The following is a 22,123-nucleotide window of genomic DNA, read 5'->3' as shown; positions in this document are numbered from 1 at the left end:
ATTAAACAAAGAGGGAAGGTAAATGAAAATGAAAAAATTTCAAACTTTGGTACTAACTACATTTCTATTGGTTCCAACTCTATTAACAGCTTGCAGCAGTTCTACTACGACTACTTCAAAGGATGGGGCAGTATCTGTCGCTCCAGCTGCGACTGCGAAGGTGGAAGCAACTGCCACTAATGCACCGAAACCGAAGAAGAGCAGCTTTCTGATTGGTATGTCACAGGCGAACCTTGGAGAGCCTTGGCGTGTGACGATGAATGCGCAAATCGCAGAAGCTGCCAAGAAATATCCGGATTTTAAAGTCGTTTTTGCCGATGCGGCACAAGATAATAGTAAGCAAATCGCAGACGTTGAAAACTTTATTCAACAGAAAGTGGATTTATTAATTATTTCTCCGAACGAAGCTAAGCCTTTAACAGCTGTGGTGAAAAAAGCCTACGACTCTGGAATTCCTGTTATCACATTGGACCGCCGTGTTGAAGGAGATGCTTTTACTCAACATATTGGCGCTGACAATGTGGTGATTGGTAAAGGGATTGGGACATGGGTGGCGAAAACATTAGGAGATAAAGGCGGTAACGTTGTCGAGATCAAGGGGTTGGAAGGTACATCGGGGCAAAAAGAAAGACATGATGGGTTCATGGAAGGCATCAAAAGCAACCCGAATATCAAGGTTATCGCCGCACAAAATGCCGACTGGTTAAGAGACAAGGCCATTAGTGTGATGGAGGGTATTTTGCAGGCAAATAAGAAGATTGATATCGTTTTTGGACACAACGATCCTATGGCTGAAGGCGCTTACACAGCTGTTAAGAATGCAGGCCGAGATAAAGAGATGTTATTCATTGGCGCCGATGGGCTTCCAACGCCCGATGGCAGCATTAAAAGTATTATCGCAGGCAGGCTGAATGCTACGTACGTGTATCCTACTGGCGGTCAAGAGGCGATTGACAACGCACACAAGCTGCTCGTGGATGGAGTTAAATTAGAGAAGCAAATCGTACTGGGGACAGAAGAAATCAACAAAGATAATGCTGAGGCTATGTTGAAAAAGTATGGCGGCCAATAAACAATTGCATAATTTTTAGACACATAATCCTAACGGTAATCTTGCCGTTGGGATCATGTGCTTTTGAAAGCAGGTGCTTGGATTGGTTTCGTGGCTTAGTGCTTTCCAACGCAAGGGTATTCGCTTCAAATTATTGATCTATTTTCTATCGCTTATTTTACTGCCTTTTCTGACTATTGGCTTACTGAGCGATTTTATCTACACCGGTTCTATCGAACGGGAAACCAATCTTCATGCTCAAGAAATCATTGAGCAAATTCAGAAAAATGTAGAGTTCTATATGAGCGATATGGATCACATCACACATTATATTTCCGAAGATCCAAGTATTCATCAATTTTTTCAAATTCGAACTACGCTTGACTCCAATCGCGTCAGCACTGAAACGGATGTAAGAAGATTGCTAAGAACGTACACGGACGTTCATCCGGAAATAGCGGGCATTCTCGTTGTAAATAAGAATGATCTGTATATTAGCAACGAGCAATACAGGATCTCTCGTGATCCGTTGACTCAAGAAGAATGGTATAAGCGAGCTGTTTCTCACGACGGTAACTTGCTTCTCATCAGCAGGCCAATTGGTAGAAATATTTCCTCAGGTCATGATGTCAGCGCAGATGAAGTATTATCTGTACTTAAAGCAATAAAGGATACGAAAACCAATGAACTCTTGGGTGTCATTGCAATTGATTTCAAACTGGATACGATCGAAAAAATGATTCAAAAAATAACACTAGGTAAAACAGGCTTTATCGCGATCATGGACGAAGCTGGCGAAATTGTGTATTCGCCGGATAATCCTGTTGTATACCGAATCAACGCGAAATGGTTGGAAGACAGTTTAAACACTCAAATGGTCCAGCGGATTAATAACAATCTCTATCAAATTATGTATACGAAATCAGACTTTACAAAGTGGAAAGTTATTGGGGTGTTTTCGGTCAATGAGATTTTTAAGGAAGCAACGAGCATACGTATTTACACATTATTAATTGCGTGTGTGACCATGATAATTGCTGTGATCGTGGCTATCTTCTATACCTCATCCATTGCCAGTCCAATGAATAAATTAAAAAATATAATGAAAAAAGTGGAAAGTGGAGATTTGAATGTCCATTTTGATCATACATATTATGATGAAATCGGCCAAGTTGGAAATGGCTTCAATAATATGCTGAAAGAAATTCGAAACTTGATCGAATTGGTATATAAAGAACAACAAGGGAAAAGAGAAGCGGAAATCAAGATTTTGCAAGCCCAGATTAAGCCTCATTTTTTATATAATACATTGGATGCCATACAATGGATGGCGCATGAACGCGGTGCTAAGGATTTAGTTGAGATGATCGATGCTTTAACGAATTTCTTTCGAATCGGTCTTAGTAAAGGGAAAGAAACACTTTCGGTTCGTGACGAAATTGAGCATGTGAGAAGTTATTTAATTATCCAGAAGATTCGGTACGAAGATAAGTTAGAGTTTGAAATTGATTGTGACGAAGGTTTAGATCAATACTTGGTGCTGAAATTAACCCTGCAGCCATTAGTTGAAAATGCCATTTATCATGGTATTAAAGCAAGACGAGGTGTCGGAAAGGTGACCGTTCGTGCTAAAAAAATTAACGATATGTTGGTATTTAGCGTTGCAGACAATGGCATTGGGCTGTTATCCGAGAAGCTGCAGGAACTTAGCGGAATGTTGGGAAATACCGAAAAAGGCTCAAATGAGTTAAAAGGTTTTGGCCTTTATAATGTGAATGAAAGAATTAAGCTGAATTATGGAAGCGGTTACGGTCTTGCAATTCAAAGCGAATATCAGATAGGAACTATAGTCGAGGTAAGGCATCCACTTTTGGAAAAGTAGGTGGTCTGGGAATGATTAAGATTTTAATAGTTGACGATGAACCCAAAATTCGCGGAAAATCCGCCATTTGCTCGATTGGGAAGCGCTACATATGGAGATTGTAGGTGAAGCAGAGGACGGGGAAATGGCTCTCGAATTGGTACAAGAGCTTCTACCCGATCTTCTTTTCATCGATATATGTATTCCAATCATGACGGGTTTAGAAGTTGCTGAGAAAGTAAGCAGGATGTATCCCAATTGCATCATGATTCTCATTACGGGTCACGATGAGTTTACTTTTGCGCAGCAAGCCTTGAAACTAAATGTTTTCGATTATCTGTTAAAACCGGTCAACCAGGAAGACTTAGGTGCGGTTGTGAGGCGGGCTAAAAAGCAATTGGATCAATTCAGTTTACAAAGTAAATATATGAATTGGGCGAATAACCATCTAAAGAAAAACTTCACTTCTATTCGAGATCGATTCCTGAACGAATGGATAAACGGACAGCTTTCTGAAATCGAAGTGGAGGAACAGCTAAATTTTTTTGAAATAGATTTGTCAAATCAGGTCGGCATTTTGATGATAAAAGTTACCGATCGATTATCGATTGCTCAAGGATATAGAGAATGGAACCGTCAATTACTGTTGTTTGCCGTGCAAAATGTAACGGAAGAGAGTGTGCAAGCTGGCAATCAAGCCTTCTTATTTCGAGACGCTAATGACTATCTAATTGGCATCCTGCCGATAAATAATAGCGTTCAATTTGAGGAACTGGCTCAGCAGGTGATTAAGGATATAGATCACTATTTAAAGTGTGTGGTGCATGTAGTTCAGCAAAGAGTGAAAGGATCTCTTTTGGATGTTCCAAGCATCTATCAAGAGCTCTTACAGGAGATCATGAGGGAGGAACATTGGTCTCCCATTGTAGCTTTAAGTAAAAAATTCATTGATTCTCATTACCAGATTGAAACCTTTTCCTTACAAGTTCTTGCAGAGCAATTTCAGATTAGTCCAGCCTATCTCAGTCGACTTTTAAGACAGGAGCTTGGCGCTTCGTTTATTGATTATTTGACGAGAGTAAGGATCAATAGAGCTATACAATTGATGAGTGATCCTGCTTGCAAAATGTATGAAGTTGCCGAAAAAGTGGGGTACTCGACTCAGCACTATTTCAGTACAGCTTTCAAGAAAATCATGGGTGTTTCTCCGACGGAATACCGCAAAGGGGGCGTTAGTTAAATTGTCTTTCCTCCCACTAAAAATGAGATGGCTGTTAGCGATCTGCTATGTAGTTCTTGGAACAGTATTGACAAGCTGTTCAAGTCATTCACAGCATGTTCCTGGGCCAACCAAGTTTTTGATAGGTATGTCACAAGCCAATTTGGTTGAGCCATGGAGAATTGAAATGAATCGGGAAATAAAGGCTGAAATTCAAAATTATAAAGATGTTAAAGTCATTTTTGCTGATGCAGCACAGAATAGTGAGAAGCAGGTGAAAGACGTAGAGCGACTCATGAAACAAGGGATTGATCTACTCATCATTTCACCCAATGAGGTGAAGTTATTGGCACCTATCGTCAATAAGGCATTCAAATCGATACCAGTCATTGTGTTGGATCGCGATGATCCGGATTTCAATCATACCTTGTACATTGGACCGGATAATGAAATGATCGGCAAACAAGCAGGGGATTTTGTCGTCGATTTACTCGGAGGAAAAAAGGGGAATGTCGTTGAAGTTCAAGGGCTGTCAGATTCCCCTCCGGTTATTGGAAGAAGCAGAGGCTTTCTCCAAGTTATTTCCCAACACCCGAATATACACCTGATCGATACAATAGTTGCTGATTGGTTAAGAGATAAATCAGAGGATCAATTAAAGCAGCGATTTGTTACTTATCCTCAAATTGATGTTATATTCGCGCATAATGATGATATGGCTTTAGGAGCTTACCTTGCTGCAACCAAGTTGAGAATAAAGCATATACAATTCGTTGGAATCGATGGTTTACCAGGGGCGGAGGGGGGCATTCAATTGGTGAATAACGGTATCTTAGCAGGAACGTTTACATATCCAACAGGGGGAAAAGATGCCATCAAATATGCGATGAAGATTTTGAATAAGGAAGTCAATATTCCAAAAAGAGTTACGCTGCAAAGCAGTAAGATTACGCCGCGGCTTTCAATCCATTCTATTTCATCATTAATAAATATGATGAAATAGAATGGAATGTCCAAATTCCATATGGCACACAGTTTCATAAGAGAAATTAAGAATAATTCGAACCGCTTATCGCCGATCTACAAGGGAAGATGCATGGGTGGGAAATATTTGTTCATTCTCAAAAACTATCGCTAACATAATTATTCAATAATAAAGTGGATTGAGGGGGAGGTGCACAAGCTGCGCTCCCTCTTATCTTTTTGCTCTCGTGGGATTAAGTAACGCCGTAAAGGGCAGGCGGAGATACTGGAGGGCTGTGGTGCAAAACAATTCCCATGGTATTATTGGCTGTACTGAAAAATAGGTAGTGGCAAATTAAAATGGAATCGATAATGAACTTGTTCAAATGGAAACATTACGGAGATGAACTTATCTTGTTAACTGTTAGATGGTATTTGACAATATCTTCGCCTCATAGTAAATCACCGCTCGTAATTACAGTTGATAAGAACCCTGCGTATCCAACCTCGTTACAGCAATTAACGAATGAAAAATCCCTATCAAAAGAAACCTTAATCCGAAAGACTAAGTATCTTAACAACATTGTGGAGCAAGATCACCGATTAATAAAGAAAATTACAAATCCTGCTTGGTTTCAAATCGTTTCTGACTGCTGATAAGACGTTGAAGGGAATCGCGTGCATGCATATGATTAGGAAAGGACAGGCCGAATGCAATCATTCGTCTGTCCTTTCAACGGTTGAACTGTATAATCGGCAAAAAGCACAATTATGATTAAAGGGGAATTATTCGTATGTGGCTAAAAAGAAATTTGCTGGCGAAACTTCTACTCGGGTTACTGTTGGCTGTCGTTCTTCCTTTTTCCTTGTCAAACCTTATTACATACCAATCGACATCTCGCTCCGTTGAAGCGCAATTTATTGAACTGAACCAAAAAACGATGGACATCGCAATGAGCAATGTAAAACGTTACTTCGATGAATTGAACAGGCTTTCCGTTTCCTTTTATTTTGATGCGACTCTAATGGGTTACCTCAGGTCAAAGGAATCGACACCGAGCGAAATGTTGTACATTACTGACCAAGTGGCTAACCTATACCACAATCGAACGGACTTTCGTGCCGTTCAGTTTATCAGTGTCTTTACGGGGCAAACATTCACCCATTTTGACAATACTCAGTTAGGCAACGCGTTTCCTTATGTTGGGGCAGCGACACCACTTTTGCGGGAAACGATAGATGAAAGAAGCTACGAGGTTATTGCCACGGAACGAGAACATCTGCTTGTCATGCATAAACAGATAGTTGATTACCCGAGAGAAGATGTGTTGGGGTTTGTTTCACTTTATATTGGACAAAAAGAACTGGAAAAGTTGATTAAACCTTTATCCGATTCATCGAATGGGGAAGCAGTATTTTTGTACCTGCACAACGATTCGAAGCTGCTCTATACATCCATGGAAGCAGGAAAAACCAGTAGGGAAGGCGCTTCTGTTATCCCGCGTTCCGATGGGATTCATGCGACCACAGGATCGATGAACGGACAAGCAGGCGTATACATTTCCGTTAAAGACCAATATCTAAATCTGCCTTTAACTTTAGTTAAATTTGTTCCGGACACAGTCATTAATGAATCGGCGAATCGAACGCTACAATTCTCATTGTGGGTTCAGGTCACCTCCCTCGGTATTGTCGCCTTGGTTGCCTCTGTCTTGGCGGTGCGTGCGATTAATCCGCTCAAGCGGCTAATTCGCAATATGGCACAAGTAGAATCAGGAAATTTCCATTTAGCTCGAAAGGTTACTGGACGAATGGATGAAATCGGCGTTTTGGAAATGCGGTTTGGTCATATGGTGGGAAAGTTGGACGAGTTGATTAACAAGGAGTACCGTAATCGTCTTGAGTTATCGACAGCCAAATTGAAAATGCTTCAAGCCCAGATAAATCCACATTTTTTGTATAATGCGCTGCAATCGATCGGAACGCTGGCTCTTCGGCATCGTGTGCCGGAAATTAGTGAAAAAATAGCAGCTCTAGGGGCTATTCTTCGTTATAGCATGGATTTTAAAACGGAGGTCGTTCCGCTGTATAAAGAGATCGGACATATTGAACATTATTTATCTTTACAAACCGGAAGATTTAAAAATAAACTATCGTACATGCTTTCTTGTACGGATAGTAGCCTCGATATCCCCGTTCCGAAGATGATGCTGCAGCCTCTTGTAGAGAATAGCATTGTTCATGGTATTGAGAATGGAAATGGCTCCGGTACCATTCACATTAGCATTGAACTGAAAACCGAACTTATTATCAGAGTTATGGATACAGGAAAAGGGATGGACGAAGAAACGTTATCCGCTATTCGCTTGGAATATGAAAGTCGGAATGTTAACGGACTGGAGCAAGGCGGTATAGGGCTTCTTAACGTATTAAACCGGATGCAATTATATTACGGGTCAGGATTTCACTGGGAAATGAACAGTACTCCCTATAAGGCTACCATTATTGCGTTATATATCCCCATAGAGGGAAACATTACGGAGGGTAAACAAGTATGAAAGCTTTGATCGTCGACGATGAAGAGCACGTAAGAGAAGGTATAGAGCTGACGATAGAATGGGAGCAATTCGGTATTACTGAGCTTCTGCAGGCAGAGGATGGACATGAGGCGCTTGAGATCATTCGCCGTCATAAGCCCGTCGTTATCTTTTGCGATATGAAAATGCCCGGAATGAACGGAATTGAATTGTTAGGCCACATTCGCGAATGGAATAAGGAAACGCAAATTATTGTCATCAGCGGGCATGACGATTTTCAGTATACCCGCGCAGCCATCAAAGCCAATGGTGTGGACTATATTCTTAAACCGTTTGCCAAACGCGATGTGGAACAAGCTCTTAAGCGGGCTATGGCGGCTTGGACTGAGCGGGAGGAGAATCGGTGTGAACAGCGGGAAACGAATTTCCGTCTTAGCCGTGCGGATGCCCTAATCGACGAGCAGAAATTGGCAGACTATATAAAAGGGGAAATAACCTATCATGAAGGGCTGAATGAGCTTTTCAACAGAATCGGCCTGCCGGATCACCGGCTACTTTTGGCGTTAGTGCTTCCAAGAAATCGGAAGGAGCTCTTGAACCGTCGTTTTCAAGGAGATGCTGAGTTGTTCATTTTTGCAGTAAATAATATTGCCCATGAAATGATTAAGCCATACGGATCCTATTATCTATGCCGAGTCGATGATTATCAATGGCTACTCATCACAGCATTGCCTGAGCCGCTCCAGACAGTACGCGAACATCGTTTGTTAATGGACAAAGTGGCAGCAGCTTGGCGGGAAACATTGGGAATTCATGTGTTGGTCGGCGTCAGTGATCATCCGGCAAGCATTGAGAAGCTAACAACTTCGATAGGTGAGGCAGCGGCATCCTTGCTTCAGTGCAGTATCTATCCGTCTGATGGTAGCAAGGAACAGCATCCTTCTTCGATTTCCGTTGAACTGCCAAGACTCAAGGAGCAGGAGTTTCTTCTACAAATGGCCTTGCGGGGTGGCAACATCTTCTATGCGGAAGACATTATTCGCTCCTTTACACAAAAGCTGCGCGAGCGGGGAACCTTGCGTCTTAAGGATTTGCAGGCATGCACAGTAGAGGCTAATTTACTACTGGAGCGGGCGAACAGGGAGCGATCCGGCAAAGAGGCTGCAGATATGCTCATGCCGCTTTGGATCAGCGATCTGGATGAATGGCAGACTGCGCTAATTGCAAGGTGGCAGAATATTGTTAGGGGTGAGCAAGGCAATCATGTTGGAAATATTGGGATTGAAGCGATTCGGGATTATATCGAAGAGCATTTTGATAAGGATCTATCGTTATCCAGTCTGGCTGAGCGCTTTAATTTCAGCCCCCAATATATGAATAAGAAATTTAAGGATACTTATGGCAATACATTGATGAGCTATTTGACACAATTGCGGATGGACAAGGCTAAATCACTGCTGAAGCATACGAATAAACAGATCTCTGTAATTGCTGAAGACATTGGATATGTAGATGAAAACTACTTCAGCAAGGTATTTAGAAAAAAAATAGGTACATCACCTCTGCAATTCCGGAAACAAAGTAGAGATTCATAAACTCCCCTTTTTAGTTTCTTTGTTCCCTGCCCTAGGAGCAATTTCTCCTATAAAATGAGCATAGCAACACGAATACTTCAAAATAAAGGGGGACTATCACAACATGAAAAAATTGTTTTCGATGATGACTTGTGCCGCACTAATCACCACGACTTTGGCAGGCTGCGCCGGCGGAACGGAAGCACCCAAATCGCAAAGCGCGACCGGAGGGGGATCCGGCTCAGGGGCCGACGGAAAAAAGGTGACCTTGAAGCTGATGCAGTTTAAGGCAGAAATCACTGATAGTGTAATGGCTATGGCTACTGATTACATGAAGGAAAATCCTAACGTAAATGTTGAAGCTGTGGTTACGCGCGATTATGAAACATTGATCAAGACTCGCTTTGCATCAGGAAACGAGCCGGATATTTTTGCAACCAAAGCATTTACGGATACGGCAGATTGGTCCGATAGGCTGGTCGATTTATCAAACGAACCTTGGATGAGCCAAGTATCCCCTTCGGCTGTTCCAGGTATGACGGTGAATGGGAAGAAACTTGGTTTCCCGTTTGCGTTTGAAGGCTATGGATTTATTTACAACAAAGATTTGTTTACCAAAGCTGGTATCGATAAAGTGCCGGTTACCCTTTCTGAGCTAAAACAGGTCAATGAAAAGCTCAAGGCAGCCGGCATTACGTCCTATTCCGAAGGTTATAAGGAATGGTGGGTACTTGGGCAGCATCTGTTGAATCTGCCTTTCGGCTATGAGAAAGATTCAATAGCCAATATCGAGAAGATCAATAAAGGTGAAGCTAAGGTGAGCGATCTTGCGAACATGAACGGGTTCTTCGATGTCCTCGACATGACAGTGAAGTACGGCAAGGGCCCGCAATCCATTGGCGTAAGTTACGACAACCAAGTTTCCGAGTTTGCTTCCGGCAAAACGGCCATGATGCAGCAGGGCGTATGGACGATTGACTCAATCCTTAAGATCAATAAAGACATCAAAATGGGCATGTTCGCTATTCCATTGAACGACAATGCGGCTGACACGAGGTTGCCTGTTGGCGTTCCGGGCTACTATGTCATCAATAAAAACTCAAAAAATGTGGAAGAAGCGAAAAAGTTTCTGACTTGGCTTCACAAAAACGGCCAGAAATATTTGGTGAATTCCTTTAAATTCATACCGGCATTCACAGATCTGAAAACATCTCCGGAACTCGGACCTCTTGCGACCGACCTTAGCGCCTATGTCGAGAAAAACAATACGATTCCATGGGCCCACACCCTGTGGCCGTCCGGCTCAAATCAGGAATTCGCTAAACCACTGCAAGCATATGTCGGCGGGCAGATGAAAAAGGATCAAGCCATTGCTGAAATCCAAAAAATTTGGAACGATCGATTGAAAAAATAAAAATGACATACAAGGATGCACGAACCCCGAGGTCGGGGATCGTGATCTATCATTGTTGTTTATTATCGAGAAAGGGTTGCATTCATGTCAACGACTGCGCGAAAAACTTTGACTTACATGATTTTTGTAGCTCCAGCGATCCTGTTCTTCGTATTAATTGTACTGGTTCCTTTCCTACGAGCCATTCTATTTTCGTTTCAGGATTGGAACGGGATCAGCAGCAACATAAAATGGGTTGGTTGGAGAAATTACGGTAACATCCTGCACGATATGGCGTTTTTTCAATCATTTCTCTATACGATTAAATACGTTCTGATTTCAACTGTTTTGCTTAATGTACTCGGTTTTCTGCTCGCATTCGTGCTGAACATGTCTTTAAAAACACGAAATTTGCTGAGAACGGCATTTTTTCTTCCGTATGTAATCGGCCCGGTCATTATTGGTTTTATATGGCAGTTTATTATCTCTCAATTGTTACCCGAGATCGGGAAAGCACTGGGATGGCCGCTACTGGAACAAAACTGGCTTAGTCTGCCAACTCATGCTTTTTGGTCCTTGATCATTGTAACTGTATGGCATTCCGTGGGTTATTTTATGATCATCTATTTAGCGGCGCTTCAAGGCGTGCCTTCAGATATTTTGGAAGCTGCGGAAATCGACGGAGCCGGGCGCTTGGAGCGTCTCTGGCATGTGGTGCTTCCCCTCATCCGGCCTGCGATGACGATCAACTTGTTTCTTGCTATCTCTAACGGATTCAAGGCGTTTGACCTCAATTTTGCATTGACTCGCGGCGGCCCTTTTGGTTCGACGGAATCGCTCGCGCTTCATATTTATTTGGATGCCTTTTCGAAAAATTTGTTTACTTACGCTTCAGCGAAAGCCGTTATATTTTTCTTGCTGCTGGCTGGCGTGACAATGGTACAGGTAGCGATCATGAAGCGCAGGGAGGTGGAGATGTAATGAAGACTCGTTATCAAGCGGGAAAACATACGCTCGAACTGCTCTTGATCTTGCTGGCGTTATTGTTCATATATCCGATATACATGACCATTATTAACGGTCTCAAAACGTATCAAGAGGTCGCAACATCAACCTCTGCCCTGCCCGGTAAGTTCCAATTCATCAACTTTGCTGTTGTTTGGAATCAGATCAACTTTTCTGGTGTATTTATCAACTCCCTTATTGTTACGGTAGCCGGTGTCGGAGGGATTCTGCTGATTAGTTCCACAGCAGCATACCAATTGGTTCGAAGGCCGGGATGGGTTAGCAACGCCATATTTTTAGCAATCTTGTCTTCTCTAGTCATTCCGTTTCAAACGATGATGGTGCCGCTTGTCAAGGTGGCCAAAGATTTCCATCTTATGGACTCGCTATATGGCATTATCGTGATGTATTGGGGATTTGGCATTCCTCTTGCCTTATTTTTGTATCACGGGTTTATCAAAGGCATTCCACGCGAGTTGGAGGAAGCGGCTCATATCGACGGCAGTGGAACGTTCGGTGTTTTTTTTCGAATTTTGATGCCGCTCTTAAAACCGATTACAACGACAATTTCAATCCTGCATTCACTTTGGATATGGAATGACTTTCTGCTGCCTTTAATAACGCTGAGTTCCCCGAAAAACAAAACCATTCCGCTCGCGGCTTCTGTCTATTTCGGGCAATATACGAATGAGTGGCACTTGGCGATGGCAGCCTTGACTATGGCGATCGTGCCGGTTATTATATTTTTCTTATTCATGCAGCGATATATTATTCAGGGGATTACAGCTGGAGCAGTTAAAGGATGAGAGCTGGGACCTTGATTACATTAGTACTGCAATTTGCCGAGCGGCTCGTCATTGGCCGGTTTTGAGTAAGAAAACATCCCAAGTCGAAAATAATCGAATACTTAGCTTCAATTTTCCTTAACATGTACAGTCCGGACGTTCTGCGCGAAGATACTTTGCCAGCTCCCGGGCTTTCTTTTTTGCGGATAAGCGTTTTTCAATCATGCCAGTTCACCTTCCAATGGAATTCTTTCCTTCATGTTCAATCGGAATGTGCCATATAGATTAATGGCGCTACCGCACGTAAATCTTTGGGAGTCATTAGATCAAACCATTTCTTCTCCATAAATCATTCTGGAACATGATGATATTCATGTAGACTAAGTAATTTTGCAGCAAATGAAGAGATAAAACGGCCATTTCTTGATAGACGATGATAAAGAATATTGTGATGAAATTGAAAAATTCATAAGTGGAAACCAAGATATCCACTATCATTACATATACCCAAGTGATTCAGAAGATGTTTCTCGCCAAGTTTCTCATTATGCTCCTACGAATATAGATGGCTATAGACCAGTTTATATTGATATGTGGACAAAATTATCTAAATCGTGGGACATTGATGGGATTAAGAAAAGTGTGAGAATACTTGCAAATGATTTTTTAGATTTGAATATAAAAGTGTTGAGATGTTTGATGTTCCAACGTATGAAGAAACAAAATTATCGTATGAACAAGATTATAAGCCTTTCATACAGGAAAGTTGATTAAGTTACGCAGAACAAGAGCTCATCAAACGTTGCCAACATAGGTCATCCTCGGTCCATCTGTACGGGGGACTTTGCTTCCTTGAATTCCTGAATAAAAAGTAAATATAAGGCGAATAATTGCCTAGTAATGAAATCCACCTTAAGGAGGCTTACAATGACTGAAAACAACCAGTTTGATGAAGTCGAAGACTTCGTGAGCTTTGGAGCTATGTCGGCTATGACTGCTGCTGAGATACCAGATGAAAGCGAAAACCCTGATGATCATGATCCGAAGAAAGAAAATCAATTCTTATATCCGCCGATTAATCCGCATCCCCGAAATGACTTAGAATAGTGTCATCTGTCAATGTACCCCGACAAATAAGTATCCGATGAAGTTTGGTTCTCGTCAGAGGGAACGATAGCTCGATTGAGGCTGCTGATACAGATGCAGCCTTTTTTCTGACCTAAACAGCATTCTCATGGGGTATACAGCTTACTTTCCCGCCGATCACAGCAATACAGGGTGATGAAATCCTGCAAATGACTGAGTTTACGTGAGGTTAACCCTTAAAACCGAGGGACGGGCAGTTATGTTTGAACCCAAGGGAGCAGGCCGCCGCGGCAAATGCTCCCTTTTTCGTTACGCTAAACATGCTGTTAGGGCTAAGAAATAGCCTTTGTCAAAAAAGGAGCACCTCTTTGAGGCCCTGAAGTTCTTCTTTCTGCTTTTCCTTCAGATTGGTTTCATTTTTCAACCAAAGATATTTGGCTCGCTTTAGCTGCGGTGCCTCTTTCTGCTCGGCTTTACGCACATCATTAACAGCTTCATTCACCATCATCATGACATGGAACTTATCAAAAGTTACTTCTGCTTTGGGGAATTGCTCCGCTATGCCTGAAATAAATGCAGCAGACATATCGCAGCAGAATTCTTTTATTTGCGCCGTTTCAACGCCTTTATCGTGTATATGTTGTTTGAAACGCGTAAGGGTATCTTTGCCTTTTCCTTCTGTAGCGAACAGTACCGTCTTCGTGTCCACATCCACAAATCAATAAAGAGCCTCGTTCAAAATCGATAAATAGATGCCAAGCTTCATCTTTCTCGTCGTATTCAATATGTGTTAATTTCCACGGTTCTTCAAGTTCTAATGCTACTTTAAACATCTCCGCAATTAAATTGTCGCTACTGCTCATTGAGCTCAAAATTGTCAATTACCACCCTATTAATCATTTTATCTAGTAGTATTGACGGTTTCTCTATTGAACAGAAATCAGACTTTCACTCTGGCGAAGAAGCCCCAAAATTCATAAGCTATTAAAGCATTTGGAGAACAAAGGTTTCAGTTATGCACCAAAATTTTTAGGTATTGATGAAAAAGGAAGAGAGATATATCATTTATTGAAGGAGAAGCTGGTAATTATCCTTTAAAAGAATACGTGTGGTCTGATGATGTCTTAATAGAAATAGCGAAAATACTCCGTCTTTATCATGATTCTGTGAGTGATTTTTCATTTGATGATAGCTGGCAATGGATAGATAACACCCCCCAACAATTTGAGGTACTATGCCATAATGATTTTGCAATATACAACATTATTCTTAATCATGAAAGACCATCAGGTATTATTGATTTTGATGTTGCTGGACCTGGTCCAAGACTTTGGGACATAGCTTATACTCTTTATACTTGCGTCCCCTTAAGTAGATTTTATCTTTCTGAAACAGGTGAGAAAGTTTACTATAATTCATTACAGCATGCTAACCGTATAAAACAAAGAGTTAGATTGTTTTTTGAATCTTATGGTGAGGGAATAGAAGAAGAGTATTCGGAATGGTATTGCTACGATTAGAAGGGTTATGCAAAACAATTACAAGAAAAGCCAGTGAAGGTGACATTGCTTTTCAAAAGATGATAGATGATGGACATCTTGAACATTATCAAAGCGATATTAAATTCATTCGTGAACATGGAAAAGAGTGGTTTTAAGTACAAATAATTAATTCATAGACATAGGGAGTGATTTCAAATGGATTGCTGTGCACCAGCAAATAATACAGAAGCTGTGAAAACGGAGTGTCCTTCCTGCGGTGAAAAGGGTAAGAACGTGCAACTCTTAACGCTCAAGTCCCTGCTTAAAGCGTCGGCATTAGAAACCATTGAACCCGAGAACTCTTACGTTTTTTGTTCTAACCCTGCTTGCTCTATCGTCTACTTCAGCGGGAACCATTCGCAAAAGTTTGTGAAGAACGACCTAAAGGTGCCAGTGTACCAAAAAAACCAGGGCGCAGAAGTGCCTGTGTGTTACTGCTTTGATTGGACGAGAGAGCGGCTTCTTCAAGCCGTTGGCACCGACCAAAAACCTGCTGACCAAATCAAAGCTCATGTTCAGATGGGGCGATGTGGGTGTGAAGTAAACAACCCCCAAGGGGCTTGTTGCTTAGGTAATGTGAACGCTTTTGTACGGGGTCTCAAAGAGGTGTAAGCAGAAAGTCATATGACACACGCATTATCGCAGATGTACAAGAAACCGATCGAGTTAACTTTATATGAAGAATTTAAGACTCGCTCAATTACCAGTATCGTAGCGCGTAGCAAACATGGAGAATTTCGATTAGGACATAAAAACGAAAAAAAGGACCATTCAGCCGAAGGCGCGATCAGTGAGGTCCCCCTTTGAGTGTTGTAAATTCAGGATATGAATGCATAAGAATTCCTTTCACTCCACATGATACTAATACACCAAGAAAAGGAGTGATTTTTTCCATGGCAAACAATAATACATTAGTTGTTCCTCAAGCAAAAGCTGCTTTGAATCAAATGAAATTTGAAGTCGCTCAACAATTAGGAATACCTTTACAACCAGAGGGCTACAATGGAAATCTCGCCACACGCGATGCAGGCTCTATTGGTGGAAACATAACAAAGCGATTAGTACAAATGGCTGAACAACAACTTCAAGGTTTTCAACGTTAGTCCTTTGATGTAGGAGCAAGCTCAAAAAAGACTCCAATCACCTTTCCTCCTTGGGTGAATGCAGTCTTTTTATTTTGATAACTACATACGACAAAGAGTAGGAGGTGATACAAAATGACTCAAAGGGGCAACCAAAAATCTATAGGTGTAACAAATGACCTTAATCAGAATATACCAAGATCAACAGCAACAGATGTTTTAAATACAACTGATGAAGTTAAAAACAATAATGACCGAATAAAGGTAGATACAACACCCGAGACATGTCGTGCAAGTTTAGATGGGAATTAATTAGTCTATTAACCACCTAGATAATGGTGTTTTTTATATAAATCTTGCATTTTATTTGCAAACCGCAGATTGGGGAAAGCATCCAGTTTTTGAGTTTTATAATTTTTTTGAAACGAAAAAAGCGCGGGGATGTACCGATGTAACGGGCACATTTGTTAATGCCGTTAGGTAGTCCTATCTTCTGGCAAAGGTTTGAAATAGCATTTTTACCAACAATTTTGCTTTTTCAATTAGGCAGTTTAATGCTAAACAATCAAAGAGGGAATAATAACCACATAAAAATGTGGAGGAGTCAAAGTGAAGAAAATTATTGCGGCTATAATAACTTCGGGTAGTGCCCTGGTTAGTCCTGAAAACGGAGAAGCTAACGTATCCTTGCCGTGCAGCTCAGTCCTAGAACCAGTTAATACGTTATGCAACGCTCTCATTATGTCCAGGTACTAGCGCTGCCGATGAACAGTCATCATTACCGGAGTCACCAGCGGCATCGGGCTGGCCGCCGCAAACTTTTTGAATTCGATTATGCTGTCTGGCACGTTCTTCAATGATGCTTCGGCGATAACGAACTAATTCACGTAACTCTCGTTCAATTCGGTTTGGCTACTTGGGTACACTCATGCTTTTTAATTCAGTCAATTAACTGTAGGAGAAATACTGTTTTAGTAGAAAACGTTTGAATCTCCTTTCCTTCGGGTGTCATCATACATGCAGTAATGGTGTCCTTATGAAGTAAGCCGCGTAGGGAAGCGAGCAAGATAAGATCGGGGGTGCCTGCGGGCATCCCCTTTTGCACAAAAAAATTGTGAGTTTGAATGGCGATATCTTCTGGGTAAAATAACGCTTGTTCCATCGTGGAATGAGCGTTTATTTGTATTGCGCATGTGCTAGAGTCTGTTCAACTACCATGAATATTATAAAGGTGGCAGTCGATGAAAAAGAACAGCACTAAATAAGACACCTCATTCATTTTTTAAAAATATGCAGCGCCTAGGATATTTGTGATTCGTAAATCAGGAGACTTCGGAAATGCATGCAAGTCAAGACTAAAGAATACATCATCTTCCTCCTCCTGTTCAAAAACAATGTGATGTTAATCACATATAAATATGTTCTAAGATGCTACTCTTATTTTATTAAGCAAGGTAGAGAAGGAGGCATTCTAACATGCAAGAACAAAAAAAAGAGAAACTATTGGTGATTGGTAATGGTATGGCTGGGATAAGTACAGTTGAACAAATTCTGAAACTAAGTGATTCATTTAATATTACGGTATTCGGTAGTGAACCCTATCCTAACTATAATCGTATTATGCTCTCTTATGTTCTGGAAGGTAGCAAGACGGTCGATGATATTGTTTTGAACGACTGGAACTGGTATAAAGACAATCGAATTACGCTGCATACGACAACGACGGTGACACATATTGATGCGGGAAGTAAGCAAGTGACTACTGACAAGGGTATGACGGAATGTTACGATAAGATCATTATTGCTACAGGATCTAACCCGTTTATTCTACCGATTCCTGGTAGCGACAAAAAAGGTGTAGTAGGTTTTAGAGATATTAGCGACTGTAACCAAATGATTGATGCTGCTAAGAAAAATAATAAGGCTGCGATCATTGGTGGTGGACTGTTAGGGTTAGAAGCTGCCAAAGGACTCGTGAATTTGGGCATGGATGTAACGGTGGTCCATTTGATGGAAGATATTATGGAACGCCAACTGGATCACAGCGCTTCGTCCATGTTACAAGCGGAATTGGAACGTCAAGGCATTAAATTCGCTATGGGAAAACAAACCTCTGAACTTATTGGGGGGGAGAGGGTAAGTGGATTACGTTTCAGCGACGGTAGTGTATTAGATGCGGAGCTTGTTGTGATGGCGGTGGGTATTAAACCAAACATAGCGCTTGCCAAGGCTAGTGGTATGGAAGTAGGAAAAGGCATTGTTGTAGATGATTATATGCGTACTTCATTTGAAGGTGTATATTCTGTCGGTGAGTGTACGCAACATCGGGGAGTATGTTACGGGCTCGTAGCCCCGTTATTTGAACAAGGTCATGTGTTGGCTAAGCATATTTGCGGAGTAGACACTCTACCATATGAAGGTTCTATTGTAGCAACAAAACTTAAAATTTCTGGTGTCGACGTATTCTCAGCAGGTGAGTTTGTTGAAGGACCGGAACACACCGTGATTACTGCTAAAGATGAGTGGAAAAGAACCTATAAGAAAATTCTTCTTCATGACAATATCATTGTCGGAGCTGTCTTATTCGGAGATGTAACAGAATCTTCTAATCTGCAAAGTTGATTAAGCAACAATCCGAGATTACAGATGATATTTATGATACAGTCATGGGTACAGGATGCTGCGGTGGTGGAGCTAAGAAAAAATCCTCTGTAGAAACAATGTCTGATGATGAGATAGTTTGTGGATGTAATGGGGTAACTAAGAAAACAATTGTCGATGTTATTACGGATCAGGGTTTAACGACAGTAGATGAAATTAAAGCTTGTACTGGCGCAACCCGTTCGTGTGGAGGATGTAAACCAGTTGTTGAGCAAATACTGCAGTATGTCCTTGGGGATGGCTTCAAGATCGCTTCGAAAAAAGGGATTTGTAGTTGTACTTCGCTCGATAGGGATGAAGTAGTAGCAGAGATTACGGCGAAAGGTTTGACAACGACACGTGAAGTTATGAATGTACTTGGGTGGAGTAACGCGGAAGGCTGCTCTAAATGCCGTCCAGCACTCAACTACTACTTGGGTATGATTTATCCAGAGAGTTATGAAGACGAGAAAGAATCACGGTTTGTTAACGAACGTATGAACGCAAATATTCAAAAAGACGGGACGTACACTGTTGTTCCACGGATGTATGGTGGAGTTACGACACCGGAAGATCTCAAGACAATCGCTGAAGTATCCTTGAAATATGATGTTAAGGTCATTAAAGTGACAGGTGGACAGAGGCTGGCTCTGATTGGCGTTAAGAAGGAAGACTTACCTAAAGTATGGGAAGAACTTGATATGCCTTCAGGTTATGCTTATGCTAAATCGCTGCGTACGGTCAAAACATGTGTAGGATCCCAATTCTGTCGATTCGGCACACAAGATTCCATGTCTATGGGAGAACTTTTAGAACGTAAATTTGAGCGTCTCGATTTACCTGCTAAATTTAAATATGCTGTGAATGGTTGCCCGCGAAACTGTGCAGAAGCATGTACCAAGGATATCGGTATCGTCGGAAATGATGGAGGATGGGAAATCTTTATTGGAGGTAATGGAGGGATTAAGTCTCGTATTGCAGATAGCTTCTGTAAGGTTAAAAGTGATGAAGAATTGATTGAGATTTGTGGAGCCATTATGCAGTATTATCGTGAAACCGGCAAATATTTGGAGAGAACTTCGGAATGGGTAGAACGGATAGGCCTTAAACAGATTCAATCTGCAATATTGGATAGTCCAGATAACCGTAAAGAACTCGTTCATCGAATTGAAATTGCTCTGCAACAGGTGGAAGATCCATGGAAAAAAATGCTTAATGATGACAAAACACGCAAAGCTCTGTATGAAGATAATAAATCTGCAATTTTAGTGGAATAAACCATGAGTATGTTCAATGGAAAGGAGAGAGTTCAAATGGAAATGACAACTAATTATTATTCTATTGGTCCGCTTGAGGAGTGTTTAGCACAAGTGGGTCGAGTTGTGATCATTGAGGATCAGGAGATTGCTGTATTTCGCACTTCGGATGGGAATGTATACGCTCTGGCGAACAAATCGCCCCATCCTAAGGGAGGGCCTTTGGCCGAAGCGATCGTATCTGGACATTATATCTACGATCCCTTACATGACTGGAAGATTGATCTAACGAGTGGAGCCGTGCAAGCACCAGATACAGGGCAAGTCGCGACATATCCTGTTATTGTGAAAAACGAAGTTGTTCAAATTGGCTTTTATGATAACAATCCATCTCTTGTTAATAACAAATAACGAAAGTCATTTCGGACAAATGCAGGAGGTAATCCGCATGTATACACCAAGTGTAGAGACCATAGTAGAGTCGGCGGTTAAGAAAAAAGAAAAGATGAACGAAAGTGTACTTCGCTATACAATTGCTGCTGTATTAGCGGGTGCCTATGTGGGAATTGGGATTATCCTAATTTTCACATTAGGTGCCCCATTAGCCGCAATGAAGTCACCTTTTCAGTCCCTCGTTATGGGGGGATCATTTGGAATTGCACTCACCTTAGTCATTTTTGCAGGTTCAGAGCTATTTACGGGTAATAATATGTTTTTTACGATGAGTACATTAGCAGGTAAAACAACCGTGAAGGATACACTTAAGAACTGGAGCATCGTATTTACAGGTAATTTGCTTGGTGCTTTGGTGCTTTGCTTATTGGTTCTAGGTGCGGGGCTGTTCAAGGGCATACCTGCTGAACACCTTCTCTTTACGGCAGCAGCTAAAAAGATGCATTTACCCGTAATGGAGCTGTTTTTTCGAGGTATTCTTTGTAACTGGTTAGTATGTCTAGCTATTTGGATGTCCATTCGGGCCAAGGAGGAAGTCGCTAAATTAATCCTCATATGGTGGTGTCTATTTGCCTTTATTGCGAGTGGTTATGAGCATAGCGTGGCTAATATGACGCTATTAAGTATGGCTACCTTACTACCGAATCACCCAGAAACAATATCTATTGCTGGATGGTTACATAATATGATCCCGGTTACTTTAGGCAATATTGTTGGCGGAGGTCTGTTCGTTGGTATGGCTTACTGGGTTATTTCCCCAGTTGGAAAAAATAAGAAATAAAACTTAATCGTTGGAATGTACTTACATCAGAAGTAATCGAAATTTATTAGAATAAAAAGGAGCTGAATTGGTCATAACCCCGGATTTTTATACATATGTCTCGTTTAGCTAATGTGTCAATTAGTGGATAGTAAACATTAAAATAGACCAATTGTTGTGGTCCTCAAATAAAGTTTTTGCCCAAACAGTGAGCGAGGGCGCAGGGTTGCCCCGGCACCCTGCTTTTCCTCACTATTAGATGCTACTAATGCAGTTTATTTTGTTTGGTTCGTGGCGTCGTCGTTACCATCAGCACCATGCGCATTTTTCGCGTCGTTGTCGCACCTCCGGCGCCCTCACCCACCTTGTTGCCTAACATTCCGCCGGCTATACCACCTGCAACTGTGCCAAGCGGGCCCAAAAGGGAACCCACTGCAGCGCCCGCGACAACGCCACCCGCGGTTCCTACAGCTTCACCTGTGTCGACGCCAGCCGTATTGGTTGTATTGCGGCCATGAGCACTGTTCTGATTTTCTTTGTTTTCAGCCATCCATCTCACTCCCTAGTTTTGTTATTGGGAAGCTCTGCTGCTTTACCAGCGCAATCCCTGAACATAGTGTACCCAATAAAACATAAATGACTCATAGGATGGGCACCTTTTATCAAAGTGTCCATCTAGGCCGCACGGATTAAACCCTTTTTATAGATGTGCAGCTGCTACAGCATTTGTAATCAGAATGAAATCTGGTTTTTAACTGGCGTTAATGAATCAAGTCTAAAATAGAAATTGACCCCCTCCAAATGATATTAGTTTAACTCCGTTGGAATATATGCGTTCGCCTGTTCCCGATGCCCAGGCATGTGTCCATAATGGTGGCCATGTGCCTGGTAGTATCCTTGCATATACCCATGATGAT

The 22,123-nt window shown here is 41.7% G+C and carries 18 protein-coding genes and 4 pseudogenes; 19 read left to right on the top strand and 3 right to left on the bottom strand.

Going from position 1 to position 22,123, the window contains the following annotated elements; translation table 11 throughout:
• The first annotated feature begins 22 nt into the window (after window positions 1-22).
• From FU659_RS06525 to FU659_RS06465, 12 genes and pseudogenes are all read left to right on the top strand, one after another.
• Window positions 23-1,072, top strand: a complete 1,050-nt coding sequence (locus tag FU659_RS06525; protein ID WP_147946809.1) for a substrate-binding domain-containing protein — start codon at window positions 23-25, stop codon at window positions 1,070-1,072.
• A gap of 82 nt (window positions 1,073-1,154) precedes the next feature.
• The gene (locus FU659_RS06520; protein WP_147946808.1) at window positions 1,155-2,933 is read left to right on the top strand and encodes a sensor histidine kinase; all 1,779 of its coding nucleotides are present in this window, start codon (window positions 1,155-1,157) and stop codon (window positions 2,931-2,933) included.
• 67 nt (window positions 2,934-3,000) lie between these two features.
• On the top strand, window positions 3,001-4,152 hold the full coding sequence (locus FU659_RS06515; protein WP_261807651.1) for a response regulator transcription factor: 1,152 nt from the start codon (window positions 3,001-3,003) through the stop codon (window positions 4,150-4,152).
• 22 nt (window positions 4,153-4,174) lie between these two features.
• A complete protein-coding gene (locus FU659_RS06510) occupies window positions 4,175-5,134 on the top strand; it encodes a substrate-binding domain-containing protein (protein WP_261807650.1) in 960 nt (319 codons plus the stop codon).
• A gap of 320 nt (window positions 5,135-5,454) precedes the next feature.
• Window positions 5,455-5,869 (top strand): annotated as a pseudogene (locus FU659_RS06505) (DDE-type integrase/transposase/recombinase).
• Window positions 5,870-5,888: 19 nt separating this feature from the next.
• Entirely contained in the window at window positions 5,889-7,652 is a 1,764-nt protein-coding gene (locus tag FU659_RS06500) for a sensor histidine kinase (RefSeq protein WP_147946806.1), read from the top strand.
• A complete protein-coding gene (locus FU659_RS06495) occupies window positions 7,649-9,226 on the top strand; it encodes a response regulator transcription factor (RefSeq protein WP_147946805.1) in 1,578 nt (525 codons plus the stop codon). Before FU659_RS06500 ends, FU659_RS06495 begins: the two co-directional genes overlap by 4 nt.
• A gap of 103 nt (window positions 9,227-9,329) precedes the next feature.
• Window positions 9,330-10,619, top strand: a complete 1,290-nt coding sequence (locus tag FU659_RS06490) for an ABC transporter substrate-binding protein (protein WP_147946804.1) — start codon at window positions 9,330-9,332, stop codon at window positions 10,617-10,619.
• A gap of 117 nt (window positions 10,620-10,736) precedes the next feature.
• Window positions 10,737-11,579 carry a carbohydrate ABC transporter permease gene (locus tag FU659_RS06485; RefSeq protein WP_261807657.1) on the top strand — a complete coding sequence of 281 codons (843 nt, stop codon included), beginning with the start codon at window positions 10,737-10,739 and terminating at the stop codon, window positions 11,577-11,579.
• Window positions 11,579-12,409, top strand: coding sequence for a carbohydrate ABC transporter permease (locus FU659_RS06480; RefSeq protein ID WP_147946802.1), 831 nt, complete (start codon window positions 11,579-11,581; stop codon window positions 12,407-12,409). The genes FU659_RS06485 and FU659_RS06480 overlap by 1 nt, the downstream gene beginning before the upstream one ends.
• A gap of 402 nt (window positions 12,410-12,811) precedes the next feature.
• The gene (locus tag FU659_RS06470; protein ID WP_147946801.1) at window positions 12,812-13,162 is read left to right on the top strand and encodes a hypothetical protein; all 351 of its coding nucleotides are present in this window, start codon (window positions 12,812-12,814) and stop codon (window positions 13,160-13,162) included.
• Between the two features lie 153 nt (window positions 13,163-13,315).
• On the top strand, window positions 13,316-13,495 hold the full coding sequence (locus FU659_RS06465; protein ID WP_147946800.1) for a hypothetical protein: 180 nt from the start codon (window positions 13,316-13,318) through the stop codon (window positions 13,493-13,495).
• Between the two features lie 328 nt (window positions 13,496-13,823).
• Here FU659_RS06465 and FU659_RS06460 read toward each other — a convergent pair whose 3' ends face one another.
• Complete coding sequence (locus tag FU659_RS06460) at window positions 13,824-14,183, bottom strand: transposase (protein ID WP_187273946.1); 360 nt, start codon at window positions 14,181-14,183, stop codon at window positions 13,824-13,826.
• Window positions 14,184-14,437: 254 nt separating this feature from the next.
• Between FU659_RS06460 and FU659_RS06455 the strand changes: the two are divergent.
• From FU659_RS06455 to FU659_RS35190, 4 genes and pseudogenes are all read left to right on the top strand, one after another.
• Window positions 14,438-15,131 (top strand): annotated as a pseudogene (locus tag FU659_RS06455) (phosphotransferase); the annotation flags it as partial.
• Between the two features lie 40 nt (window positions 15,132-15,171).
• Complete coding sequence (locus FU659_RS06450; RefSeq protein ID WP_147946798.1) at window positions 15,172-15,627, top strand: putative iron-sulfur cluster-binding metallochaperone; 456 nt, start codon at window positions 15,172-15,174, stop codon at window positions 15,625-15,627.
• A gap of 281 nt (window positions 15,628-15,908) precedes the next feature.
• A complete protein-coding gene (locus tag FU659_RS06445; protein ID WP_147946845.1) occupies window positions 15,909-16,118 on the top strand; it encodes an alpha/beta-type small acid-soluble spore protein in 210 nt (69 codons plus the stop codon).
• Between the two features lie 114 nt (window positions 16,119-16,232).
• A complete protein-coding gene (locus FU659_RS35190) occupies window positions 16,233-16,409 on the top strand; it encodes a hypothetical protein (RefSeq protein WP_187273945.1) in 177 nt (58 codons plus the stop codon).
• Between the two features lie 507 nt (window positions 16,410-16,916).
• Here the strand turns inward: FU659_RS35190 and FU659_RS39305 are convergent.
• Window positions 16,917-17,190, bottom strand: a pseudogene (locus tag FU659_RS39305) (hypothetical protein); the annotation flags it as partial.
• A gap of 383 nt (window positions 17,191-17,573) precedes the next feature.
• On the opposite strand from FU659_RS39305, the pseudogene nirB reads away from it, so the two are divergent.
• From nirB to FU659_RS06425, 3 genes and pseudogenes are all read left to right on the top strand, one after another.
• Window positions 17,574-20,014 (top strand): annotated as a pseudogene (gene nirB / locus FU659_RS06435) (nitrite reductase large subunit NirB).
• 36 nt (window positions 20,015-20,050) lie between these two features.
• On the top strand, window positions 20,051-20,404 hold the full coding sequence (gene nirD / locus FU659_RS06430; protein WP_147946797.1) for a nitrite reductase small subunit NirD: 354 nt from the start codon (window positions 20,051-20,053) through the stop codon (window positions 20,402-20,404).
• A gap of 37 nt (window positions 20,405-20,441) precedes the next feature.
• Complete coding sequence (locus FU659_RS06425) at window positions 20,442-21,227, top strand: formate/nitrite transporter family protein (protein ID WP_147946796.1); 786 nt, start codon at window positions 20,442-20,444, stop codon at window positions 21,225-21,227.
• 244 nt (window positions 21,228-21,471) lie between these two features.
• Here FU659_RS06425 and FU659_RS06420 read toward each other — a convergent pair whose 3' ends face one another.
• A complete protein-coding gene (locus FU659_RS06420; protein ID WP_261807649.1) occupies window positions 21,472-21,756 on the bottom strand; it encodes a hypothetical protein in 285 nt (94 codons plus the stop codon).
• Between the last annotated feature and the right edge of the window lie 367 nt (window positions 21,757-22,123).

The sequence above is a fragment of the Paenibacillus sp. N3.4 genome (assembly GCF_008017805.1).
Classification (GTDB): domain Bacteria; phylum Bacillota; class Bacilli; order Paenibacillales; family NBRC-103111; genus Paenibacillus_E.
Note: the sequence above shows the minus strand (reverse complement) of the source record. Positions and strands in the feature narration are given on the sequence as shown.